Below are 18,700 nucleotides of genomic sequence, written 5' to 3'. Positions count from 1 at the left end.
AGTCATCAGTGAATAAAGAGAGTTCCATGTTAAAGCAACGCACGCTTAAACAACGTATCAGTGCCACCGGCGTTGGGCTGCACAGCGGTGAAAAGGTCACCCTGACACTCAATCCGGCGCCTGCTGATCATGGTGTTGTGTTCAAGCGTATCGATTTGCCCGATACGCCTGCCTTAAAGGTCAATCCTATGGCAGTCAACGACACCCGCCTGAGCTCCGCCCTAGAGTTTTCAGGTGCGCGCGTTGCGACCGTGGAACATTTAATGTCTGCCCTTGCCGGGCTTGGGGTAGACAATGTATTGATAGAGTTAACGGCTGCTGAAGTCCCCATCATGGATGGCAGTTCGGGGCCGTTTATCTATCTGTTGCAAACGGCTGGCTTGGAAGAACTGGAAGTGCCGAAGAAATTTGTGCGCATTCTCAAGCCGGTAGAGGTCAACGATGGTGATAAATGGGCAAAATTTACGCCGCATCATGGATTCAAGGCAGAGTTCACCATAGACTTTGCCCATCCTGTATTTGAATTTTCTGGCAAAACAGTGACCATCGATTACGACAGTCAGAGTTATGTCGATGAGATCAGCCGTGCCCGTACCTTCGGTTTTATGCATGAGGTTGAATATTTGCGTGCCAATGGCTTGGCCAAGGGCGGCAGCCTCGATAACGCGATTGTACTGGACGAGTATAAAGTGCTGAATGGCGGTGGCTTGCGTTACGATGACGAGTTCGCCAAGCATAAAGTGCTGGATGCGATTGGCGACCTGTATATTCTGGGCTATCCGATCATCGGTCAGTTTACTGCATTCAAATCTGGTCATGCCCTTAACAATCAGTTATTACGCGCCTTGCTCGCCGATCACAGTGCATGGGAATACTGCACGTTTGATAATGATGCGCAGGCACCGGTTGGCTTTCTCAGGCAGCGCGACTATTTTTCACCCGCGCCTTATTTGCCAGCCTAAGGATCAGGCATTATGTGGTGGATACGCATTTTATTTACAGTACTGGTCTTGAGTACGTTGATACTGGCGCTGCTCGGCTGGCAAAGTGGCAACCCGCGTTACTGGCAGTGGTTGAAACAGGTCTGGCGCGCAGGGTTTGTAGTCTTGCTGTTGCTGTTGTTATTTTTCTTTCTGAGCAGGCTGGTCAGAATCTAGTTTTGTTTGAACTTATCACTGTCCGGGATTAAACACGTCTGGCAGATGGCCACACTTACAACCATGAAGTACACGTTTGATTATTTGTTGAAACTTGGCCTATGCATCCTGTGGGTGCTCCCTGCATCGGCTGCACACGCCGGGGATGCCGAGTTGTATCTGCAAGCCAAGCAAGCCTATCAAACTAAAAATCTGCTTGCGCTGTCCGATGCCAGTGAAACTCTGAAGCAACATCGCTCCCCTTTACTGCCTTATCTGCAATACTGGCAAATGATACTGACCATGGATCAGGTCACACTTTCACAAGTACAAGGCTATTTGCAGGAGAACAATGAAACCTTGCTGGCGCAACGGGTGCGTGAGTTGTGGCTCAAGCGGTTGGGTAAAACCCAAACCTGGGATCAGTTTGCAGAAATGCGTGCGCAAATGCCAGTTTACTACACCATGTCTGATCCTGTGAACCAATGCTATCAGGTGCAAGCCGAAATTGCGCTGGATGAGCCTGCCGCCTATGATGATGGCAAAGTGTTGCTAGCTTCGGGCAAGGAGTTGCCAGCGGATTGTCAAGGCATGCTGGAAGCCTTGCAACAGGTGGGTATATTGGATGAACGCCTGCTTGTGCGGTTGTATCGCGATGCATTATTCAATAATAAAGTGAGTCTGGCCAAAAGTCTGGCAAAACGCAGTGTCAATGCAGACATTGCGTTGATCAAGCAAATCGATGAGGCCGCGCAGAGCCCGGCGCTGACCTTGAAAAAAAGCAATCAAATAGACAGAAGCGTTTATGGCAAGGGAGTGTTGTTGTATGCCTTGCAGCGCCAGGCCCGGGCCGATACACAGCTGGCACAAACCAGTTATCAAAAAGTGAGCCCTTTGCTAAATCCGGAAGAAAAGCAACTTGCACTGGCTGCGCTGGCATTTGAAGCTGCGCGTAAACATGAGGCTGATGCAAATAAGTGGTTTGCCAAAGTGGATGCCGGTATCCTGAACAATGAACAATGGGAATGGTACGCGCGTAGCGCTTTGCGTCAGGAAGACTGGACCTTGCTGCTCAAGGTCATTAATACCATGCCTGCGCAGTTGGCAGAAGATGCGACTTGGCGTTATTGGAAGGCACGTGCGCTGAAAGTAAAGGGACAAGAGCCTGAAGCCAACGCCATATTAGCCAAGCTTTCGCAAGAGCGTCATTTCTATGGCTGGCTGGCGGCCGAGGATTTAGGGCCGGTAGCCGGTGAGCCGATGGCGACCTATCAACCGCTGGATGAAGAGGTCAAGCAATTTTCACGGCAAATGACCATCAAACGTATCGAAGCCTTGTTTGAAGCCGAAGCGCGCTATGAGGCCAGACTTGAGTGGCAATATCTGATCGAGGGGCTGGATGATTCGTCACGTCTGGTGGCTGCCCAATATGCCATGCGCAAGGGGTGGTTTGATCTTGCCGTGCTCGCCGCTGATAAAACCAGCCGTACGCATAATTTTGAATTGCGTTATCCAACACCGTATCGCGAGTATTTGCAAAAAGCCTCGCGTGCCCGTGATATTGACGAGGCGTGGGTCTATGGCATCATTCGCCAGGAAAGCCGGTTTATGCATTATGCAAAATCGATGGTCGGTGCAGGTGGTCTCATGCAGGTGATGCCTGCGACCGCTAAATGGATTGCTAAGAAACTGGGTTGGAGTAGTTACCATGATGGTTTGCTACACGATATTGAGTCCAACGTAAATCTCGGCACTTATTACATGCGCTATACGCTAGACACCTTTAATGGTCAGGAGGCGATGGCGACAGCAGCGTATAATGCAGGACCCAGTCGCGCCAGAAAATGGGCGGCAACGACACCGCTGGAAGGCGCAATTTATGCAGAAACCATTCCTTTTGGTGAAACCCGTGGTTATGTGAAAAAGGTGTTGGCCAACGCACACATGTATGCGCCCAGGTTGGGTTTGCCTGTGGTGACCCTTAAAAAGCGCTTGGGCACTGTGCCTGCCCGCGCCATGGCCGATGTTGCGTTAACGGTTTCAGCAAATACAGCGGAAGATGAATAAGGTTTTTCGTTCCGGTCTGTCAGGTATTAAATGGTTTAATGAGTATTACATCAGGAATCAACTATGAAGACGATTACAGTATTGGGTGGGAGTGGTTTTGTGGGTAGCAGTATGGTCGCCAGGCTCGATCAGGCGCGCTATTGCGTCAAAGTGCTGACGCGTCGCAGGGAAAAGGCCAAACACTTGATTCTGTTGCCGCATGTCAATGTGGTCGAGTGTGACATCAACGACCAGGCTGCATTGAAAGCGGCGCTTGCTGGCAGTGATGCCGTGATTAACCTGATTGGTATTTTGCACCAGACGCGCGACAATGGTTTTGAAAAAATGCATCATCAGCTTCCCCGCCGTTTGGCGCAATTATGCGTAGAACTGGGTATTCCGCGTTTGTTGCATATGAGCGCCTTGCAGGCCTCAGCCAGCGCCCCCAGCGAATACTTGCGCAGTAAAGCCGCAGGTGAGCAGGCGGTGATGGAGTACAGTAAAAAGTTGCAGGTCAGCATTTTCAGGCCATCGGTCATTTTTGGCACGCATGACCAATTTGTGAACCTGTTTGCCAAGCTGATTCGTTTTATTCCGGTATTGGCGCTGGCCATGCCGCAGGCGAAATTCCAGCCGATCTGGGTAGAAGATGTGGCCGCCGCTTTTGTAAATGCACTGCCCTCATCTTCAACATTCGGCAAGGTCTATGAGTTGGGCGGCCCCGCGATTATGACCTTACAGCACATCATTGAACTGGTCATGGCCACCATGGGCATTCACCGTCCCATTATGGGCCTCAGCCGCAATTTATCCTTGTTGCAGGGCACCTTCATGCAATATATGCCAATCAAGCTGTTGTCGCGTGACAATATCAAATCCATGATGGTCGACAATGTGTGCCAACAACCCTTGGCTAATGAACTGTGTGTGCTGCCCACTGACATGGGTGCGGTAATTTCAGGGTATCTGGTTCAAAATAACCCGCGCGGCGCTTATGATCATTTCCGCGCAGCGGCTGGGCGTGCAATTAATGCCAGACGCTAAGCCTTGAGAAAATGCAGATTTATCAGGTAGGTGGCGCAGTCAGAGACAGCCTGCTTGGCTTGCCCGTCAAAGACCGCGACTACGTAGTGGTTGGTGCAACGCCTGAACAGATGGTCACTTTGGGTTATCGTCCAGTGGGCAAGGATTTTCCCGTGTTTTTGCATCCCGACACCCATCAGGAATATGCGCTGGCACGCACCGAGCGCAAAACTGCCAAAGGCTATAAAGGCTTTGATGTGCATGCCTCTGCCGAAGTGACCCTGGAACAAGACCTTGCCAGGCGGGACTTTACCATCAATGCCATTGCACAGGCCGAAGATGGTAGCCTGATAGACCCGTACCATGGACAGCAGGATGTCACCGCGAAAGTACTGCGTCATGTGACGGACGCTTTTAGTGAGGACCCGGTGCGTATTTTACGCGCAGGGCGCTTTCTGGCACGCTTCACTGATTTTACGCTGGCCCCTGAAACGCTGGCGCTGATGCAAACCATGGTTGCCGCAGGTGAGGTGGATGCACTGGTGCCGGAGCGTGTCTGGCAGGAAATTGCCAAGGGCCTGATGGAGGCCCAGCCCAGTCGCATGTTTGAAATGCTGCGCGCCTGCGGCGCACTCAAGGCGATTTTGCCTGAACTCGACAAGTTATGGGGCGTGCCGCAAACTGCAACTTATCATCCGGAGGTGGATACCGGCATTCACGTCATGATGGTGATTGACTATGCGGCTAAACAAGGCTTTAGCCTGCCCGTGCGTTTTGCTGCATTGACGCATGATCTTGGCAAAGGGACGACCCCGGCGGACATGTTGCCACGCCATATCGGGCATGAAATGCGTAGTGTCGACTTGATCAGGGCTGTGGTAGCGCGCCTGAGAGTGCCCAATGATTGTAAAGATCTCGCGCTGGTCGTTGCCAAGTTTCATGGCAAACTGCATGCAGCGCGACAAATGAAAGCGACCACCTTACTGCACTTTCTGGAGGAGCTGGATGCGTTCCGTCAGGGCGCCCGATTTGAGTATTTCCTCAAGGCTTGCGAATGCGACAGTCGTGGAAGGTTGGGCTTGGAAAACTGTCCGCTGGAAGATGCCGAGCATCTGCTGACCGCTTTACGGGCGGCGCAAGGGGTAGATGCCGGTGCAATTGCCCAGCGCTGTGCAACACCGGCCCACATCAAACAGGCGGTTGCCGAGGCACGGATACAGGCAATCGAAGCAGCTTTATTGCGCTAAATATTGTATATCAGGGCGGTGCTAGGTCCGGGTTTGGGCTTGCACAATACGGTTTCTACCCTCATTTTTTGCCTGATACATCAAGGTGTCGACCATTTCCAAAAAAGTATTGCGCTCATCATGCATGGTGGGCACGATGGTGCCTATCCCCATGCTGATGGTTAATATCTGGCTGACTCCGGACTGGGCATGCGGGATTTGTTCCTTGAATATCAGGTTGCGGCAGCGTTCAGCAATTTTCTTGGCAGAGCTTTCATTGGTTTCTGGCAGAATCAAGGCGAACTCTTCCCCGCCAAAACGTGCAAAAAAGTCTTTTGCGCGCAGGCATGCATTATTCAGGAGCCGAGCCACGCATTTGAGTATTTCATCACCCTGCAAATGGCCGTAGTAATCGTTGTACTGCTTGAAATAATCAATATCAATCATGATCAGTGACAAGGGTTGTTGGCTGCGCTTTGCTTCCATCCATTCCGCTTCCAGCATGCTGTCAAACATGCGCCGGTTAGCAACGCCAGTCAGCCCATCCTGATAAGACAGTACTTCGAGCTTTTTCTGCATCTCAAGCAGTTGCTGTTCGGTACGCTTGCGTTCGCTGATATCAAACATAAAACCAACCAGGGCCTCCGGGCTCCCATCTGGCAAGCGGATCACGTGCACGACATCCCGGATCCATACATAATCGCCTGTAGCCGTCATGGCACGATAGTCAGCTTCATGGTCTTCACCCAGCAATGAGCGTTCCACACAAAAGTTCACGATGTTTTCACGGTCATCGGGATGCATGCGCATAGCCCAGTCCTCAACACTCTTCCAACTCGCCTGCGGCCATCCCAGCAAGCGCTCTATTTGGGGCCCGATATAGCTAAACTGCTTGGACGCCCAGTCAATTTTCCATGGAATGGCTTTAGTCGACTCCAGCAGTGTTTTGTAGGTAGTACTGTCGAATTCATCGACGGAGGAGGCTTGCATAAAGTCCTGTTCTGCATCATAAATCAGTAATGACATTATTATAGGGCTGTGTATGGTCAGAATGTCGCTTTTGGCCGGAGTTTAATGAAGTTTACAGACAAAAGAGGTTGATGAATTGGCAGTATTCACAAAAGATACTGTAGTCCGCTGGTGCGAGTGTGTGGTTTTCAGGCTTGATGCAGGAGCGCGTGACAAACAGGCGCGAGCGCAATGCCTAACCTGAGGTGCTGATCGGCGTCCAGATGGATGCCATCAATCCGGCTACTGGTTACGATGCTGCCAGCATCAAAAAATGCGCAACGCAGTTGTTCGCAGACCTGTTGATAAGCATCTGCCAGCCCTTTACACTTTTCTTCGGCACCTGCAAATTTTGGGGCAATACTGCCTCGAGGGGTGGTCACTGCCGGTGGTGCAATCACGAGAATTGGAGGTACTGGCATACCCGGCTCAATCGGAGCGCAGCGCACCGTCTGGATGAGGGTTGCCATCCCTTGTGTCGCATGCCAGGCTGTGTGTGGATGCATAGACTGAAAGTCATTCGTCCCGAGCATTAAGATGACCAGGGCTAGCGGGGAGTGGCTTTCAATACATTGCGCGAGCCCGTGCAGTCCATTACGGCCAGGTTTGAACGGGTCTTCAAATACGGTACGACGACCATTCAGACAGTCCTCAATCACTCTGGCATCTTGCCCGGATTGAGTGAGTGCAATTTCCAGCACGCCTGGCCAGCGTTGCGCAAACGGCAACCTTTGACGAGTATCGGGAATAATGCCCCAGCTGAGTGAGTCGGAATAAACCAGAATCTGTTGCATCTTTATGCTTCTGCGCTGATGTGAGGTGCAGGTACGGCGTCGAAGTACGGTCAATGAATACGGTTTACTGAATATTCAGATAATGCTGAATCACAAACTTGGCGCAAAAGCCGACCAGCCCAAGGGTGAGTGCCAGAAACAGGGCAAATGTACCGATTTTACCAGCTTTGGATTTCCAGGCCAGATTGCCAACAATAAATACGATGAACAGCATGAGCCCGGCCAGGCCCCAAGTCATCCCAAACTCGGTGAGCTGGGCTTCGTTCATGCCAAAAATGGTGATTTCCATGGGTTTTATCTTTCTGATCAGGCGGCCAGCATTATTGCAGGCAGCCGGTAATGAGCTGCGTTAAATGTTGGTCCAGATTGTCGCTGGGTTTACGTTTAAACCCGCTCTTGGCAAAACTGTGCCAACGCCCCACAACAAAGCTCATCATGGTGTTGGCAGCCACGCCTGCATCACTCACTTTGTGGCCTTGCGCCTCGGCAATCCGTAAGGATTGCTTGATACTGGCCTCCAGGCGGTCAATCAGCTGATTGATGCGCGCTTGCAAGGCGTCGTCTTCATTCACCAGCGCATCCCCAATCAACACCCTGGACATGCCAGGATTACGCTCGGCAAATTTAAGCATAGTATTCAGCATCAGTTGCACTTGCTTCAGGCCATCGGTTTCGTCACTGGTGATTTTATTCATGACGCCAAACAGGGCACTTTCAATAAATTCAATCAGGCCTTCGAACATTTTGGCCTTGTTGGCAAAATGACGGTAAAGCGCGGCTTCTGAAACTTCCAGTTTGGCAGCTAGAGCAGCCGTTGTTATTTTCTCGCCGCGTGGATTTTGCAGCATGGCTGCCAGCGTTTCAAGAATTTGCTGCTTTCGGTTTGCTCTAACTTCTTTATTGGTGGTTGCCATGAAAATATCCGTGATCCCGTCGATTGCTGATAATTGTTTTAAGGTCACATTTTAACCGTATTCGCTGGCGGCTGGAATGCGTTAAATCCCTTTTTTGAGTGGGCTGTGAGTAAGTGCCAACACATGGGGCAGCCGGTAATTTACATAGACCGGTTTGTGCAATCTTCGCGTAATCCACACGGTACGCATGCCAAGTCGCCTGGCTGTCATCAATGCGGGCAAACTGTCTTCAAACATGATGCAGTCGCCAGCTTTGCAACGCAGTGCCCGCAACAGCATGCGAAAGCCGCGCAGGCTGGGTTTTGCATGAAAACGCGACGATTCAACGCTAAATACCAGCTCAAAGCAGTCGGCGATGCCCAACACTTGCAATACGCGCATGGCATATTGGCGCGGTGCGTTGGTAAACACGCATTTCCGGCCCGGCAAGTCATGCAGGAGTTGTCGCAGCCGTCTAGTGGTCTGCACCATATCGTCGGTCAAAAAGGCATGTGTTTCAGATAAAAAATGCTGCGGATTGATGCCGTGATGGCGCATCAACCCTTTCAGCGTGGCACCGTAGATGCGCCAGTAATGTTGACGCAAGGCACAGGCGGCAGATTCTTCGAGTTGCAAATGGGTTTGTATGTATTGCGTCATGGCCCGGTTCATCACCGGGAAAATGTGTGCCGAAGCATTGTGCAGCGTGTCGTCCAGGTCAAAAATCCACACAGCTTGCGACATGGTAAACGTTCGCTTGTTACAACACGTCAGCGCGTTGTCTGGCTGGGCGTTGCAGCATACGCGTTACATACTCGCTGAACACCGCTCTTGGGGCATACGCTTTGGTGTAAAACATGCCGAAGCCCAAATGGGAAGCCATGTAGATGTCCGCAGCGGAAAACTGTTCCCCGCACACATAAGGCTGTTGGCGTAAATGGCTCTCCACTGTGTCCAGCGTCAGTGACAAACTGCCAAAGCCAGAAAAGGCCGGGCCGGGCGTTTCTCTTGGCGTGGTGGCCGGCACTTTCCAGCCAAGAAATTCAGCGCAGGTCGCAGCTTCCAGCGGGCCGGCAATAAAAAACATCCAGCGATAAAACGCAGCACGTGCGGGGCTGCCTGCCGCCGGGATCAGGCCTTTGTCGGCAAACCTGTCAGCCAGGTAAGTCAGAATCGCGGCGGTTTCGGTGACTATGGCCTGGCCATGTTGTAAGGCCGGGACTTTGCCCATGGGGTTGATGGCCAAAAAGTCTTCAGTTTTCATCGCCGGGCCAAAATCCAGCCAATGTACCTGGTAAGGCACCTCCAACTCCTCCAGCAGCCAGTGCACCATGCGGCCACGGGAAAGTTTGTTGCTGTAGAGAATGATATCGGCCATGATAGGTGTGTGTGAGTTGCCCATTTATTTGGCTTTGATCAGCGTCCCCACGCCTTCATCGGTCAGCACTTCCAGCAGCAGGGCATGTTCCACACGGCCATCAATAATATGCACCGACTTGACGCCGCTACGTGCAGCATCCAGCGCTGAGCTGATTTTGGGTAGCATGCCGCCACTGAGGGTGCCGTCTTCCACCAGGTCGTCAATTTGCTTGGGGGTGAGCCCGGTCAGCAATTGTCCACTTTTATCCAGTACGCCGGGTGTATTGGTCAGTAAAATCAATTTTTCAGCATTGAGAATTTCGGCCAGTTTGCCCGCCACCACATCTGCATTGATGTTATAGGTCTCGCCGTCTTTGCCTACGCCAATCGGTGCCACTACCGGAATAAAATCGCCGCTGTCGAGAAAGGTGATGATGCTGGGATCAATGCCGGAAATCTCGCCCACCTGGCCGACATCAATGGTCTTGGTCGGGTCTTTGAGGTCTTCCATCAGCAGTTTGTGGGCATGAATAAAGTTGCCATCCTGTCCGGTCAGGCCCACCGCTTTGCCGCCATGGCGGTTAATCAGGTTGACGATTTCTTTGTTGACCTGGCCGCCCAGCACCATTTCTACCACGTCCATGGTTTCTGCATCGGTGACGCGCATGCCCTGAATAAACTCGCCCTTTTTACCCAGCCTGTCCAGCATTTCGTTGATTTGCGGGCCGCCACCATGCACCACCACCGGGTTCATGCCAACCAGTTTGAGCAATACCACATCTTGCGCAAAACACTGTTTCAGATGTTCATCAGTCATCGCGTTACCGCCGTATTTGATCACAATGGTTTTATCAAAAAAACGCTTGATATAGGGCAGGGCTTCGGAGAGCGTTTGCGCCTTTTGGGCGGCTGTGGAGGTTTGCATAGAGGTGCTTTCAGTCAGAATTCAGGCGATTAAAATGAAGTCCATTCAACAGCCTGAATTTTAGCGAAAAAATCATAACGGTTTGATGAAAACTTTCGATTTTCGTTGAAAATTGTAGAGTTTTTGTTTTTCATGCGGTAAAGCGTCAATCGACTGCGCCATAAATCCGCGTTCAATAAACCAGTGTTCGGTACGCGTGGTCAGGCAAAATAGTCTGGTATGGCCTTTTGCCTTGGCTTGTTCCTGGCAGTAATTAAACAGCTTGTCGCCACGTCCGCCGCCGCGGTAAGCCGGGTCTATGGCCAAGCAGGCAAATTCCACCATTTTTTCCTGGGCAAAAGGGTATAGGGCCGCGCAACCGATGATGCGGTTGTCGTGCTCCATTACATAAAAATAATTGATTTCCATCTCGATGCGTTCGCGCCCACGCCGCACCAGGATGCCTTCATTTTCCAGTGGTTCTATCAGCAATAAAATCGCGCCTACATCATCAATGCTGGCCTGGCGCATGGTTTCCAGCGGCAGTTCGGTCACCATGGTGCCTATGCCCTGACGTGTAAACAGTTCCTGGATAATGGCGCCGTCTATATGCCGCGAAATGAGGTGTGTGCGCGTCACGCCATGCTCGCAAGCGCGCACGGCGGCTGGTAGGTAGTAATTGACGTCTTCGGAATAATGAATGGGCTCGTCGCTTTCCTGCACATTGCGCAACAGATTTTTAGCTTTGGCCGAGGTCATCTCGCGCAACAATTCGCCGCGCAGGTTTTGAACGCCAGCCGAGTCCATCATGAAAATCAGTTTTTCGGCATCCAGCGCAATTGCGGCGCTCACCGCCACATCTTCCAGTGACAGGTTAAAAGTCTCGCCAGTGGGCGAATAACCCATAGGGGAGAGCAATACCAGTTCGCCATCATCCAGGCGCTTCTGGATGCCAATCGCATCAATTTTGCGCACTTCCCCGGTGTGTTGTAAATCGACGCCATCCCGTACGCCCAGCGGTTTGGCGGTGACAAAGTTGCCACTGGCCACCCGGATATCACTGCCAGCCATCGGTGAGTTGGCAATGCCCATCGAAAGCAGAGACTCAATCTCAACACGTACGGCTCCGTTAGCCTCCTTCACGGCCTCCATGGCGGCGTCATCAGTAATCCGTAAGCCGTTGTGCATTTTTGGTATCAGACTGTCACGTTTCAGTCGTTGCTCAATTTGCGGTCTGACGCCGTGCACCAGTACCAGTCTGACTTCCAGACTGGCCAATAGATTGAGATCATGCGAAAGCGCAATAAACTGTTGTTCGCTGACCACTTCGCCGCCAAAGGCGATGACAAAAGTGCTGCCACCAAAGGAGTGAATATACGGTGCGGCCGAGCGAAACCAGTGGACAAAGTCTTTGCTGTTGGTCGCAGACAGCACTGTGGTCGGCGTGAGGGTCGCGCTGGCGGGCAGATGTGCGTCGTATAACCGGCCAGGTGTGGTGTTGAGTGCCTGTGCGGCTGCCCTGAGGAGCGCCTCGGAAATGCCGAGTTCACCGCGCTCGATGCGCGATAAATTGCTGGCATCCGTGCCCATACGCGCAGCCAGTTGTTGCAGGGTTAAATTTTGCGATTTACGCAAACTTCTGATATTTGATCCCAACATTTTATTATTTATCCGGTTATTTATACAAAATAATACTTAAAATTGGTTTTATTTGCAAATTATGTTAGGTGCGAGGCGTAAAAAAATGACGGCATCAGCCGTCATGAAATGCACTGCAGAGAGAGACTACGAAATCATTAAAGCGGGCGCATCGAGCGGTACATGCGGGTACTTTCGCGTTTGCTGAGCACGAGTTGCCAGAGCTGACCCTGCCGCGAACGGAAATAGCCAGCACAACACATCAGGTAATATTTCCACATGCGGTAAAAACTTTCATCATATTGAAATTGCAGTTCTGGCCAGGCACGGTTGAATTTCTCCCACCACGCCATCAGTGTGCGGTCATAGTCCTGGCCAAAGTTGTGCCAGTCTTCAATCAGAAATTTCTTCTCAATGGCCGTGGTGATTTCACTGGCAGACGGCAGCTTGCCATTGGGGAAAATATAACGGTCTATCCATGCATCCGTTTGCAGTGCGGTTTTATGGTTACCTATGGTGTGCAACAAGAACAGACCATTGTCTTTGAGCAGATGGTGCGCCGTGTCAAAATAAATACCATAGTTTTTGGGGCCTACATGTTCAAACATGCCTACGGATACGATTTTGTCGAATTGACCATCCAGGCGGCGATAATCCATCAACTCAATTCGCACAGGTAAGCCTGCACAGCGTTCGCGCGCCAGTTTTTGCTGCTCTTTAGATACTGTAATGCCCAGCACTTCCACGCCATAATGCATGGCCATGTGCCTGACCAGCCCACCCCAGCCACAGCCAATTTCCAGCACCCGTTCGCCCGGTTGCAGATCCAGCTTGCGGCAAATCATATCCAGCTTGTGCTGCTGCGCCTGTTCGAGTGATTCTGCGTGCGCCCAGTAGCCGCAGGAGTAACTCATGCTGGAATCCAGCATCGCTTCAAACACATCATTGCCGATATCGTAATGTTGCTGGGCGACCTGATAGGCGCGTTGGGGTGTTTGCAGGTTGAACAGGACATGACGCAGTACATCACCCAGCAGTTGCAGTTTGCCCCAGCCACCAAGCGCTTCATCCAGATTGGCGCGCATGACACGGTGAAAAAACTCGTCCAGGCGGGCGCACTCCCAGCGGCCTTCAATATACGCTTGCCCTAAGCCGAGTGAGCCGCGCGTGAGGACATCCCGATACACCGTTTCGTCATGCACCTGTACGTCCCAGGGGGCGTCGCCGTTGATGGTGATGTCGGCTTTAGCCAGTAAATTGACTAGGGTTTCTGGCGGCGTTGCGTGCCGCTCCATGTAATGATTGAGGCTGGTTTTTGGCATCGTGGTCAGACTCCTCCAAAAGCATGTAGATCAAATATGCATCATCAGTATCTTAAAGAGCGCCATTCATACTGAACACTCGTCATATAACGTATGCGATATGTGTGACCAGGCACGGGGCGATTTGTTCGATATGCGTGTGACTTGCTGCTAGTGCGAAAGAAAGTGAAACCAGGCTGTCAGCGTGAACAGGCTGAGCAGTGTGGTAGAAAACACGGCGGCTGCGTATAGGGCCCCATCCAGCTGATAGCGTTCGCAAATAATGACCCCAAACACCATGGTCGGCATGGCGCTTAATAAGGTCACTGCCGTCAGCGTATGGCCGCCCAGTCCCCAATATTCTGCAATCATCATCGCACTCAGTGGCGCAATCAGCAGGCCGATCAGTGCAACCGGTAATAGTTTGGGCAGTAAAGCCATATTGAACGTATCCCAACGGATGCTCATGCCCAATGCAATCAACATCAGCGGCACCACGCCCCCCGCCAGTGTGTGCAGGGCATGCGCCAGCATTTCAGGTTGCGGTGTATGTGACAGGTTTAGTATGCAAGCAATCAGCAGTGCCCACAGGGGCGGCACGCGTAGCAGTGCGCGCAAAGGGTTCGAGCGGTTTTCCACAGGGCCGTAGGCCTGCGCCATCAGCATGCCGACAGACAGCAGAATGGGCGTGCAGGCAAACAAATCAAATTTCAATACCACTTCCTGCGACCAGTCACCGAGCACCTCGCTGGTCACTGGTAAGCCGAGATAGGTGGCATTGGGAAAGGTCGCCGCCAGCATCAATGCCCCTTGCTGTGCGCGAGAGACGGGCAAATAGCGCTTAAAGAGTTGCAAACAAGCCCACATCAAGAAAGCTGCAATGCCGAGTCGTGAAATGGCTGTCAGCTGGATACTGAAGGTATCGGCATCCAGGGGTGCATGCCACAGCACATCAAGCACCAGCGCCGGCAGCAAGATATAAAAGACCAGATCGGTCAGGGCGCGACGATGCGAAAGTGATGGCATATGGGCAGGTGCAAACCGTTGCCAGGCAATGCCCGCAGCAATCAGCAATGCCATTTGCAGCATCACATTAAACATTTGTCTCGGCTCTCATTTCAGGAAAACATTCTCGCACGCGTGGCAGACATCGCATTAACAGACTAAAAGTCTCCCCATACGGTTTGCATGCTGGCAAGGGCGGTCAGTGCGGCCGTTTCTGTACGCAGGATGCGCGGCCCAAGCACAATAGACTGAAAGTGATGCTGGCTTGCGGCTGCAATTTCGTTTGCACTCAAGCCACCCTCCGGGCCAATCAATAACTGTATGTGCCCGGTTGGCGGAGGCAGTTCCGCCAGTTTTTTTGCGCCTACCGGATTGAGTAAAATATTCAGGCTGGTTTGCGTGTCATGCTGGACGAGCCACTGCACGAGTGTCAATGGGGGGTGAACGACAGGCACTAGTGCGCGCCCACTTTGCTCGCACGCGGCAATCGCCACGCCTTGCCAGTGCTCAACCCTTTTCTCTACGCGGTCACCACTGAGCTTGGTGACACTGCGTTCGGTATGGATGGGGTAAATGTCCGTCACTCCTAGCTCCACGGCTTTCTGGATGGTGAAATCCATACGGTCACCACTGGAAATGCCTTGTAACAGGCGAATTTTGAGTGCGGATTCGTTGCTGACGAGGGTACGGCCAAGTACGGTCACCCATGCAGATTTTTTCTCGATGTTGGTCAGTGCACACTGGTAGTCAAAACCATCACCGCAAAACAGGGTGAGTGTATCCCCTGCTTTCAGTCGCATGACTTTGACGGCATGTGCCATGGCGTTATCACTCAGTGGCACTTGCTCGCCTATAGTCAGCGGCGCCGGGCTATGAAATCGTAAATTGCTCATGGTTGACATTGTAACCAAAATGCCCCGTTGTCAGCATGGCCTCTAGCCAAGATTCACCTTGGCAAATTAATCACGTACCATAGTGGTTTACATTTTATCTGCAGGAGCAACTTTGATGGCAAGCATTAGCCCCCCCGTGTGTGACTTTGGCTGGAAAGCCCCTGAATTTAATCTGCCGGATGTCAATGGAAAATTAGTTAGTCTCAAAGAGAGCATGGGGCCGAATGGTTTGCTGGTGATGTTTATCTGCAACCATTGTCCCTACGTCAAGGCCATTCTGCCGCGCTTGCTGGATGACGTGAAGGCGCTGAAGTTGCTGGGTGTGCATACCGTGGCGATCATGTCGAATGATCCTACCGAATACCCGGAAGACAGCCCAGCCAATATGAAAAAACTCGCGGATGTACTGGGATTCCCATTCCCTTATTTGCTGGATGAGACCCAGCAAGTTGCCAAAGCGTATGATGCGGTGTGTACGCCAGACTTTTTTGGGTTTAATCAGCATTTCGAACTGCAATACCGTGGTCGCTTTGACGAAAGCCGCAAAGAAACCGCACCTGACAGCACGCGCGATTTGTATCATGCAATGAAACTGGTTGCGGCCACCAGTCAGGGGCCGAAAGAACAGATCGCCAGTATTGGCTGCTCGATTAAATGGAAAGAGTAGCCCCGCCTGCAGCGTTTGGGATCCAACCGTATTCTATGGCTTTAATTAGCCAGCCATGCCGTCTGTCCGCGGCTGGCTAAGGATAGGCCAATAGGTAACACAAAACAGCGCGAAGGCTGCAATCCAGCAGGTAGCCGCCAGCATGACGGACAGTCGGTAGATCTCCGGGTGTATCAGTGGTAACAATACCCTGCACAATGCAGAGAGCATGATCAGGCCGAAAATCCAGTGAACGCTGCGCGGTGGGGTATGAATATTTCGGCCAGTATGCCCCAGGGACACGCGTGCCATCATTGCCAGTGTGATGACGCCAATACCGCCAATGGCCCAGCAGTGGATGGCGAGTATCTGTGACATGCCAGGGTTCAGAAAGCTCAGGGCGTAGATGAAGAAGCCGGCATTCATCAGCCATAGGCCGCAATAAAAACTCCACAGTAAAGGGACTCTCCAAATGCCCGGGGTGTGCCAGCGCCATAGCCTGAAGCTGCTGAGTAAGGCGATAGTGAGTCCTAACACTACATTTGCCTTTTCGGCATCCAGCGTCAATATATTGATCAACAGGGCGACGAGGGCGACCATCAGCAGACGGTCAATCCAGTGTGCGTTTTTGAGGGAGACTTCTTCTTTCACACCGCGTTCAATAAACATCGGCAATATGCGGCGGCTGATGACCATGATCAGGCTGACATTCAACAGTAAACCCATCCATAAGGCGGCATGGGCGCCGTTGTTTGCCAGACCTGTTGCTTGCGCATAAAAAGCGGCATTGCCGATGGTTAGCAGAATCACTTTTGAGAGCACGCCGAGTTGCCGCCATTGTTTAACCTTGATCACCGGTTGCGCCACCGCTGCGATCAGCCACAGGTTAAAGCAAAGATCGAACCCTGCCGCAATCAATACCTGATCTGGTGCGATCAACATGACGCAACGTGCCATCGCCCAGCATGCAACCAGTGCCATGAGCGGGCGGCCATGCAGCGTTTGTATGCCGGTCCAGTTCTTCACTGCAGTCAGCAAAAATCCGGCAATCACGGCAAACGCAAAGCCATACAGCATTTCATGGGCATGCCACTGTGACGCCGTGACTGTACTGAGACTGAGTGACGAGAGCTGCGTATACTTCCAGCTCCACAAGGCAATTGCAATGACCGCAAATGCTGCCGCCAGCAGAAAAAATGGCCTGAAGCCGAGGTTAAACAGGGCGTACTGATTGTCTGGCAGTTTTTTGCCGGGTGGTGAGATGTGAACAGGTGATTGCATAACGGCCCCTCCGATTGGTTTGAGCTGAATATAACGTGGGCAGTATCTTGCAGTATTGCGCTAACGCATATCGAACGCATATGATGCGCCAAATGTGCGTAATCTAAAACTAGCCATGCAGGAAGGTGGCGGGGGGATAGCGAGGGCTTACTTGTTGTTTTGATTAAGCATGCCTAATGGTTGGCGTGTTTTTGAGAACAGAAGGGCAGTATTTGCCCCTCTGTGTTCATGAGGCTACATTGAAAAAGAGTTTTTTCTTCTCAATCTGGCCAGGCCTGTCAAGCCTAGACCCAGCAATGCCTCCTGTGCCGATGGTGATGCACTGGATGCCACCGGCAAACTGTATGCTGAAAAAGTGGTCATTGCCTGTTGAGTCGCCAAACGTGCCATCAGCAGTGCCCGCTAAAATCATTACGCGCGAATGACGGGTGATTGATTCTTAGCGGCTTTGTTGAAAACGTTTGCGCATTCTGCTGAGTAAGAGCCATCCACCCGAGAGTAACAAGGCTGCATTTGGCTCAGGCACGGGCGATGGCAAAACGCCAAAACTGGCAACGACGAATAGCTGATTGGTGTAAAAGTTGTTGAGTTGCAGTTTGCTAGCTGTTTGATCACCACTGAGCTGTAACAGGCCGTTAAAAACCTCGCCGATGTATGTTTCACCGCTATCCAGCGTGAGTTGCGTGCCAGCATAGTTGTCATTGCCAATCACGGTCAGGCCATTTGCTGATCCTTCAAGCAAACTTGCCCTGTCAAAGCCATTGCGAAAAAACGCATAACGATCAGCAGCCAGCAAGTCGATGTCGACGGTGCCGCTGCTTGCGTTTCCCAGGTAGTAAACTGAAAGCAGAGCATTATTCAAGCCCAGCAGTGCACCATCGAGGGTGAGCAGGGCCGTGGAACCGGTGACCATCGGTTGTGCGAGCAGACTGTCCAGTTGTGTGGTGAAGTCGTTATCCTGCACTCCGTTCAACACCATTTTGAGCACGGCCACTTCTGCCGCGAGGTCCGTGCTGGTCAGCGCGTCGCTTGGGTAACCCGCTAATGATTTGCCCAGCGAGGGGTCGACGGTGGCCGCCATGTCCCAAAGCTGACGCGTCAGTGCAAAGCGTGAGTTGTAACTGGTGTCTGTGGCCCCGTTCGTCAATAGGGTGGCACTGTCACGCGCCGCCGTCAACAGGCGTTGTGCGGCTTCCAGTTCAGGCGTTTTGCTGGCTTGCAGAGGGCTGCTGACAGCGATGTCTGTATAGCTGCCATTGCGAACCAGTTGCACATCTGCCGCTGCCGCTGCCCAGCGGGCGGCCGCCACGCCACTGCCTGCGCCTGTGGTGGCGAAAAGCGCATCGTTAATATAGTGCGCGGTGGTTTTTGCCGTAAAGGTGGCATTGATTTGCAAGTTGCCATATAAATACAGTGCACCACTGTTAATACTCGTATCATGTCATTGCTGAACAAAAATCTCCGACAAGCCTTACACTATTGCCTGTGATTGAGTCAGCTGAGTCGAGTGACATCGGCTAGACTTTAGGCCAATAATATCAAAGCCT

At 52.0% G+C, this 18,700-nt stretch carries 19 protein-coding genes; 6 read left to right on the top strand and 13 right to left on the bottom strand.

The window, feature by feature from the left end:
- Window positions 1-26 precede the first annotated feature (26 nt).
- The 5 genes from lpxC to Q9291_RS06160 all read left to right on the top strand — a co-directional run bounded on the left by lpxC (window position 27) and on the right by Q9291_RS06160 (window position 5,452).
- Window positions 27-962 (top strand): UDP-3-O-acyl-N-acetylglucosamine deacetylase, encoded by a 936-nt coding sequence (lpxC, locus tag Q9291_RS06180; protein WP_306389158.1) that lies wholly within the window; start codon window positions 27-29, stop codon window positions 960-962.
- A 12-nt stretch (window positions 963-974) separates the two neighbouring features.
- A complete protein-coding gene (locus Q9291_RS06175) occupies window positions 975-1,157 on the top strand; it encodes a hypothetical protein (RefSeq protein ID WP_306389157.1) in 183 nt (60 codons plus the stop codon).
- A gap of 45 nt (window positions 1,158-1,202) precedes the next feature.
- On the top strand, window positions 1,203-3,203 hold the full coding sequence (locus Q9291_RS06170) for a lytic transglycosylase domain-containing protein (protein ID WP_306389156.1): 2,001 nt from the start codon (window positions 1,203-1,205) through the stop codon (window positions 3,201-3,203).
- 63 nt (window positions 3,204-3,266) lie between these two features.
- Complete coding sequence (locus Q9291_RS06165; RefSeq protein WP_306389155.1) at window positions 3,267-4,226, top strand: complex I NDUFA9 subunit family protein; 960 nt, start codon at window positions 3,267-3,269, stop codon at window positions 4,224-4,226.
- An 11-nt stretch (window positions 4,227-4,237) separates the two neighbouring features.
- Window positions 4,238-5,452: a multifunctional CCA addition/repair protein gene (locus Q9291_RS06160; RefSeq protein ID WP_306389154.1), complete on the top strand. Its 1,215-nt coding sequence runs from the start codon at window positions 4,238-4,240 to the stop codon at window positions 5,450-5,452.
- A 21-nt stretch (window positions 5,453-5,473) separates the two neighbouring features.
- Here Q9291_RS06160 and Q9291_RS06155 read toward each other — a convergent pair whose 3' ends face one another.
- The 11 genes from Q9291_RS06155 to Q9291_RS06105 form a co-directional block, all read right to left on the bottom strand.
- Window positions 5,474-6,421, bottom strand: a complete 948-nt coding sequence (locus Q9291_RS06155) for a GGDEF domain-containing protein (protein ID WP_306389224.1) — start codon at window positions 6,419-6,421, stop codon at window positions 5,474-5,476.
- A 167-nt stretch (window positions 6,422-6,588) separates the two neighbouring features.
- Window positions 6,589-7,233, bottom strand: coding sequence for an SGNH/GDSL hydrolase family protein (locus tag Q9291_RS06150; RefSeq protein WP_306389153.1), 645 nt, complete (start codon window positions 7,231-7,233; stop codon window positions 6,589-6,591).
- 64 nt (window positions 7,234-7,297) lie between these two features.
- Window positions 7,298-7,522, bottom strand: coding sequence for a DUF2788 domain-containing protein (locus Q9291_RS06145; protein WP_306389152.1), 225 nt, complete (start codon window positions 7,520-7,522; stop codon window positions 7,298-7,300).
- A 31-nt stretch (window positions 7,523-7,553) separates the two neighbouring features.
- On the bottom strand, window positions 7,554-8,147 hold the full coding sequence (gene slmA, locus Q9291_RS06140; RefSeq protein WP_306389151.1) for a nucleoid occlusion factor SlmA: 594 nt from the start codon (window positions 8,145-8,147) through the stop codon (window positions 7,554-7,556).
- Window positions 8,148-8,228: 81 nt separating this feature from the next.
- Window positions 8,229-8,870, bottom strand: a complete 642-nt coding sequence (locus tag Q9291_RS06135; protein ID WP_306389150.1) for a pyrimidine 5'-nucleotidase — start codon at window positions 8,868-8,870, stop codon at window positions 8,229-8,231.
- Between the two features lie 16 nt (window positions 8,871-8,886).
- Window positions 8,887-9,528, bottom strand: a complete 642-nt coding sequence (locus Q9291_RS06130) for a glutathione S-transferase family protein (protein WP_306389149.1) — start codon at window positions 9,526-9,528, stop codon at window positions 8,887-8,889.
- The gene (argB, locus tag Q9291_RS06125; RefSeq protein ID WP_306389148.1) at window positions 9,529-10,410 is read right to left on the bottom strand and encodes an acetylglutamate kinase; all 882 of its coding nucleotides are present in this window, start codon (window positions 10,408-10,410) and stop codon (window positions 9,529-9,531) included.
- Between the two features lie 72 nt (window positions 10,411-10,482).
- Window positions 10,483-12,048, bottom strand: a complete 1,566-nt coding sequence (gene argA, locus Q9291_RS06120; RefSeq protein WP_306389147.1) for an amino-acid N-acetyltransferase — start codon at window positions 12,046-12,048, stop codon at window positions 10,483-10,485.
- A 137-nt stretch (window positions 12,049-12,185) separates the two neighbouring features.
- On the bottom strand, window positions 12,186-13,349 hold the full coding sequence (gene cfa, locus Q9291_RS06115; RefSeq protein WP_306389146.1) for a cyclopropane fatty acyl phospholipid synthase: 1,164 nt from the start codon (window positions 13,347-13,349) through the stop codon (window positions 12,186-12,188).
- A gap of 150 nt (window positions 13,350-13,499) precedes the next feature.
- Window positions 13,500-14,429, bottom strand: coding sequence for an AEC family transporter (locus Q9291_RS06110; RefSeq protein WP_306389145.1), 930 nt, complete (start codon window positions 14,427-14,429; stop codon window positions 13,500-13,502).
- 62 nt (window positions 14,430-14,491) lie between these two features.
- Window positions 14,492-15,226 carry a 16S rRNA (uracil(1498)-N(3))-methyltransferase gene (locus tag Q9291_RS06105; RefSeq protein WP_306389144.1) on the bottom strand — a complete coding sequence of 245 codons (735 nt, stop codon included), beginning with the start codon at window positions 15,224-15,226 and terminating at the stop codon, window positions 14,492-14,494.
- A gap of 115 nt (window positions 15,227-15,341) precedes the next feature.
- On the opposite strand from Q9291_RS06105, the gene Q9291_RS06100 reads away from it, so the two are divergent.
- Window positions 15,342-15,893, top strand: a complete 552-nt coding sequence (locus Q9291_RS06100; protein ID WP_306389143.1) for a thioredoxin family protein — start codon at window positions 15,342-15,344, stop codon at window positions 15,891-15,893.
- A gap of 45 nt (window positions 15,894-15,938) precedes the next feature.
- Here Q9291_RS06100 and Q9291_RS06095 read toward each other — a convergent pair whose 3' ends face one another.
- Window positions 15,939-17,153: an NnrS family protein gene (locus Q9291_RS06095; RefSeq protein WP_306389142.1), complete on the bottom strand. Its 1,215-nt coding sequence runs from the start codon at window positions 17,151-17,153 to the stop codon at window positions 15,939-15,941.
- A gap of 439 nt (window positions 17,154-17,592) precedes the next feature.
- Complete coding sequence (locus Q9291_RS06090) at window positions 17,593-18,549, bottom strand: hypothetical protein (RefSeq protein ID WP_306389141.1); 957 nt, start codon at window positions 18,547-18,549, stop codon at window positions 17,593-17,595.
- Window positions 18,550-18,700: the final 151 nt, after the last annotated feature.

The organism is Methylophilus aquaticus (genome assembly GCF_030769565.1).
Taxonomy (GTDB): Bacteria; Pseudomonadota; Gammaproteobacteria; order Burkholderiales; family Methylophilaceae; genus Methylophilus; species Methylophilus aquaticus.
Note: the sequence above shows the minus strand (reverse complement) of the source record. Positions and strands in the feature narration are given on the sequence as shown.

Bases quoted from the DNA above. Each gene is read 5' to 3' on its own strand.
- lpxC (WP_306389158.1), top strand. From the start codon at position 27: ATGTTAAAGCAACGCACGCTTAAACAACGTATCAGTGCCACCGGCGTT.
- Q9291_RS06175 (WP_306389157.1), top strand. From the start codon at position 975: ATGTGGTGGATACGCATTTTATTTACAGTACTGGTCTTGAGTACGTTG.
- Q9291_RS06170 (WP_306389156.1), top strand. From the start codon at position 1,203: ATGGCCACACTTACAACCATGAAGTACACGTTTGATTATTTGTTGAAA.
- Q9291_RS06165 (WP_306389155.1), top strand. From the start codon at position 3,267: ATGAAGACGATTACAGTATTGGGTGGGAGTGGTTTTGTGGGTAGCAGT.
- Q9291_RS06160 (WP_306389154.1), top strand. From the start codon at position 4,238: ATGCAGATTTATCAGGTAGGTGGCGCAGTCAGAGACAGCCTGCTTGGC.
- Q9291_RS06155 (WP_306389224.1), bottom strand. From the start codon at position 6,421: ATGCAAGCCTCCTCCGTCGATGAATTCGACAGTACTACCTACAAAACA.
- Q9291_RS06150 (WP_306389153.1), bottom strand. From the start codon at position 7,233: ATGCAACAGATTCTGGTTTATTCCGACTCACTCAGCTGGGGCATTATT.
- Q9291_RS06145 (WP_306389152.1), bottom strand. From the start codon at position 7,522: ATGGAAATCACCATTTTTGGCATGAACGAAGCCCAGCTCACCGAGTTT.
- slmA (WP_306389151.1), bottom strand. From the start codon at position 8,147: ATGGCAACCACCAATAAAGAAGTTAGAGCAAACCGAAAGCAGCAAATT.
- Q9291_RS06135 (WP_306389150.1), bottom strand. From the start codon at position 8,870: ATGTCGCAAGCTGTGTGGATTTTTGACCTGGACGACACGCTGCACAAT.
- Q9291_RS06130 (WP_306389149.1), bottom strand. From the start codon at position 9,528: ATGGGCAACTCACACACACCTATCATGGCCGATATCATTCTCTACAGC.
- argB (WP_306389148.1), bottom strand. From the start codon at position 10,410: ATGCAAACCTCCACAGCCGCCCAAAAGGCGCAAACGCTCTCCGAAGCC.
- argA (WP_306389147.1), bottom strand. From the start codon at position 12,048: ATGTTGGGATCAAATATCAGAAGTTTGCGTAAATCGCAAAATTTAACC.
- cfa (WP_306389146.1), bottom strand. From the start codon at position 13,349: ATGCCAAAAACCAGCCTCAATCATTACATGGAGCGGCACGCAACGCCG.
- Q9291_RS06110 (WP_306389145.1), bottom strand. From the start codon at position 14,429: ATGTTTAATGTGATGCTGCAAATGGCATTGCTGATTGCTGCGGGCATT.
- Q9291_RS06105 (WP_306389144.1), bottom strand. From the start codon at position 15,226: ATGAGCAATTTACGATTTCATAGCCCGGCGCCGCTGACTATAGGCGAG.
- Q9291_RS06100 (WP_306389143.1), top strand. From the start codon at position 15,342: ATGGCAAGCATTAGCCCCCCCGTGTGTGACTTTGGCTGGAAAGCCCCT.
- Q9291_RS06095 (WP_306389142.1), bottom strand. From the start codon at position 17,153: ATGCAATCACCTGTTCACATCTCACCACCCGGCAAAAAACTGCCAGAC.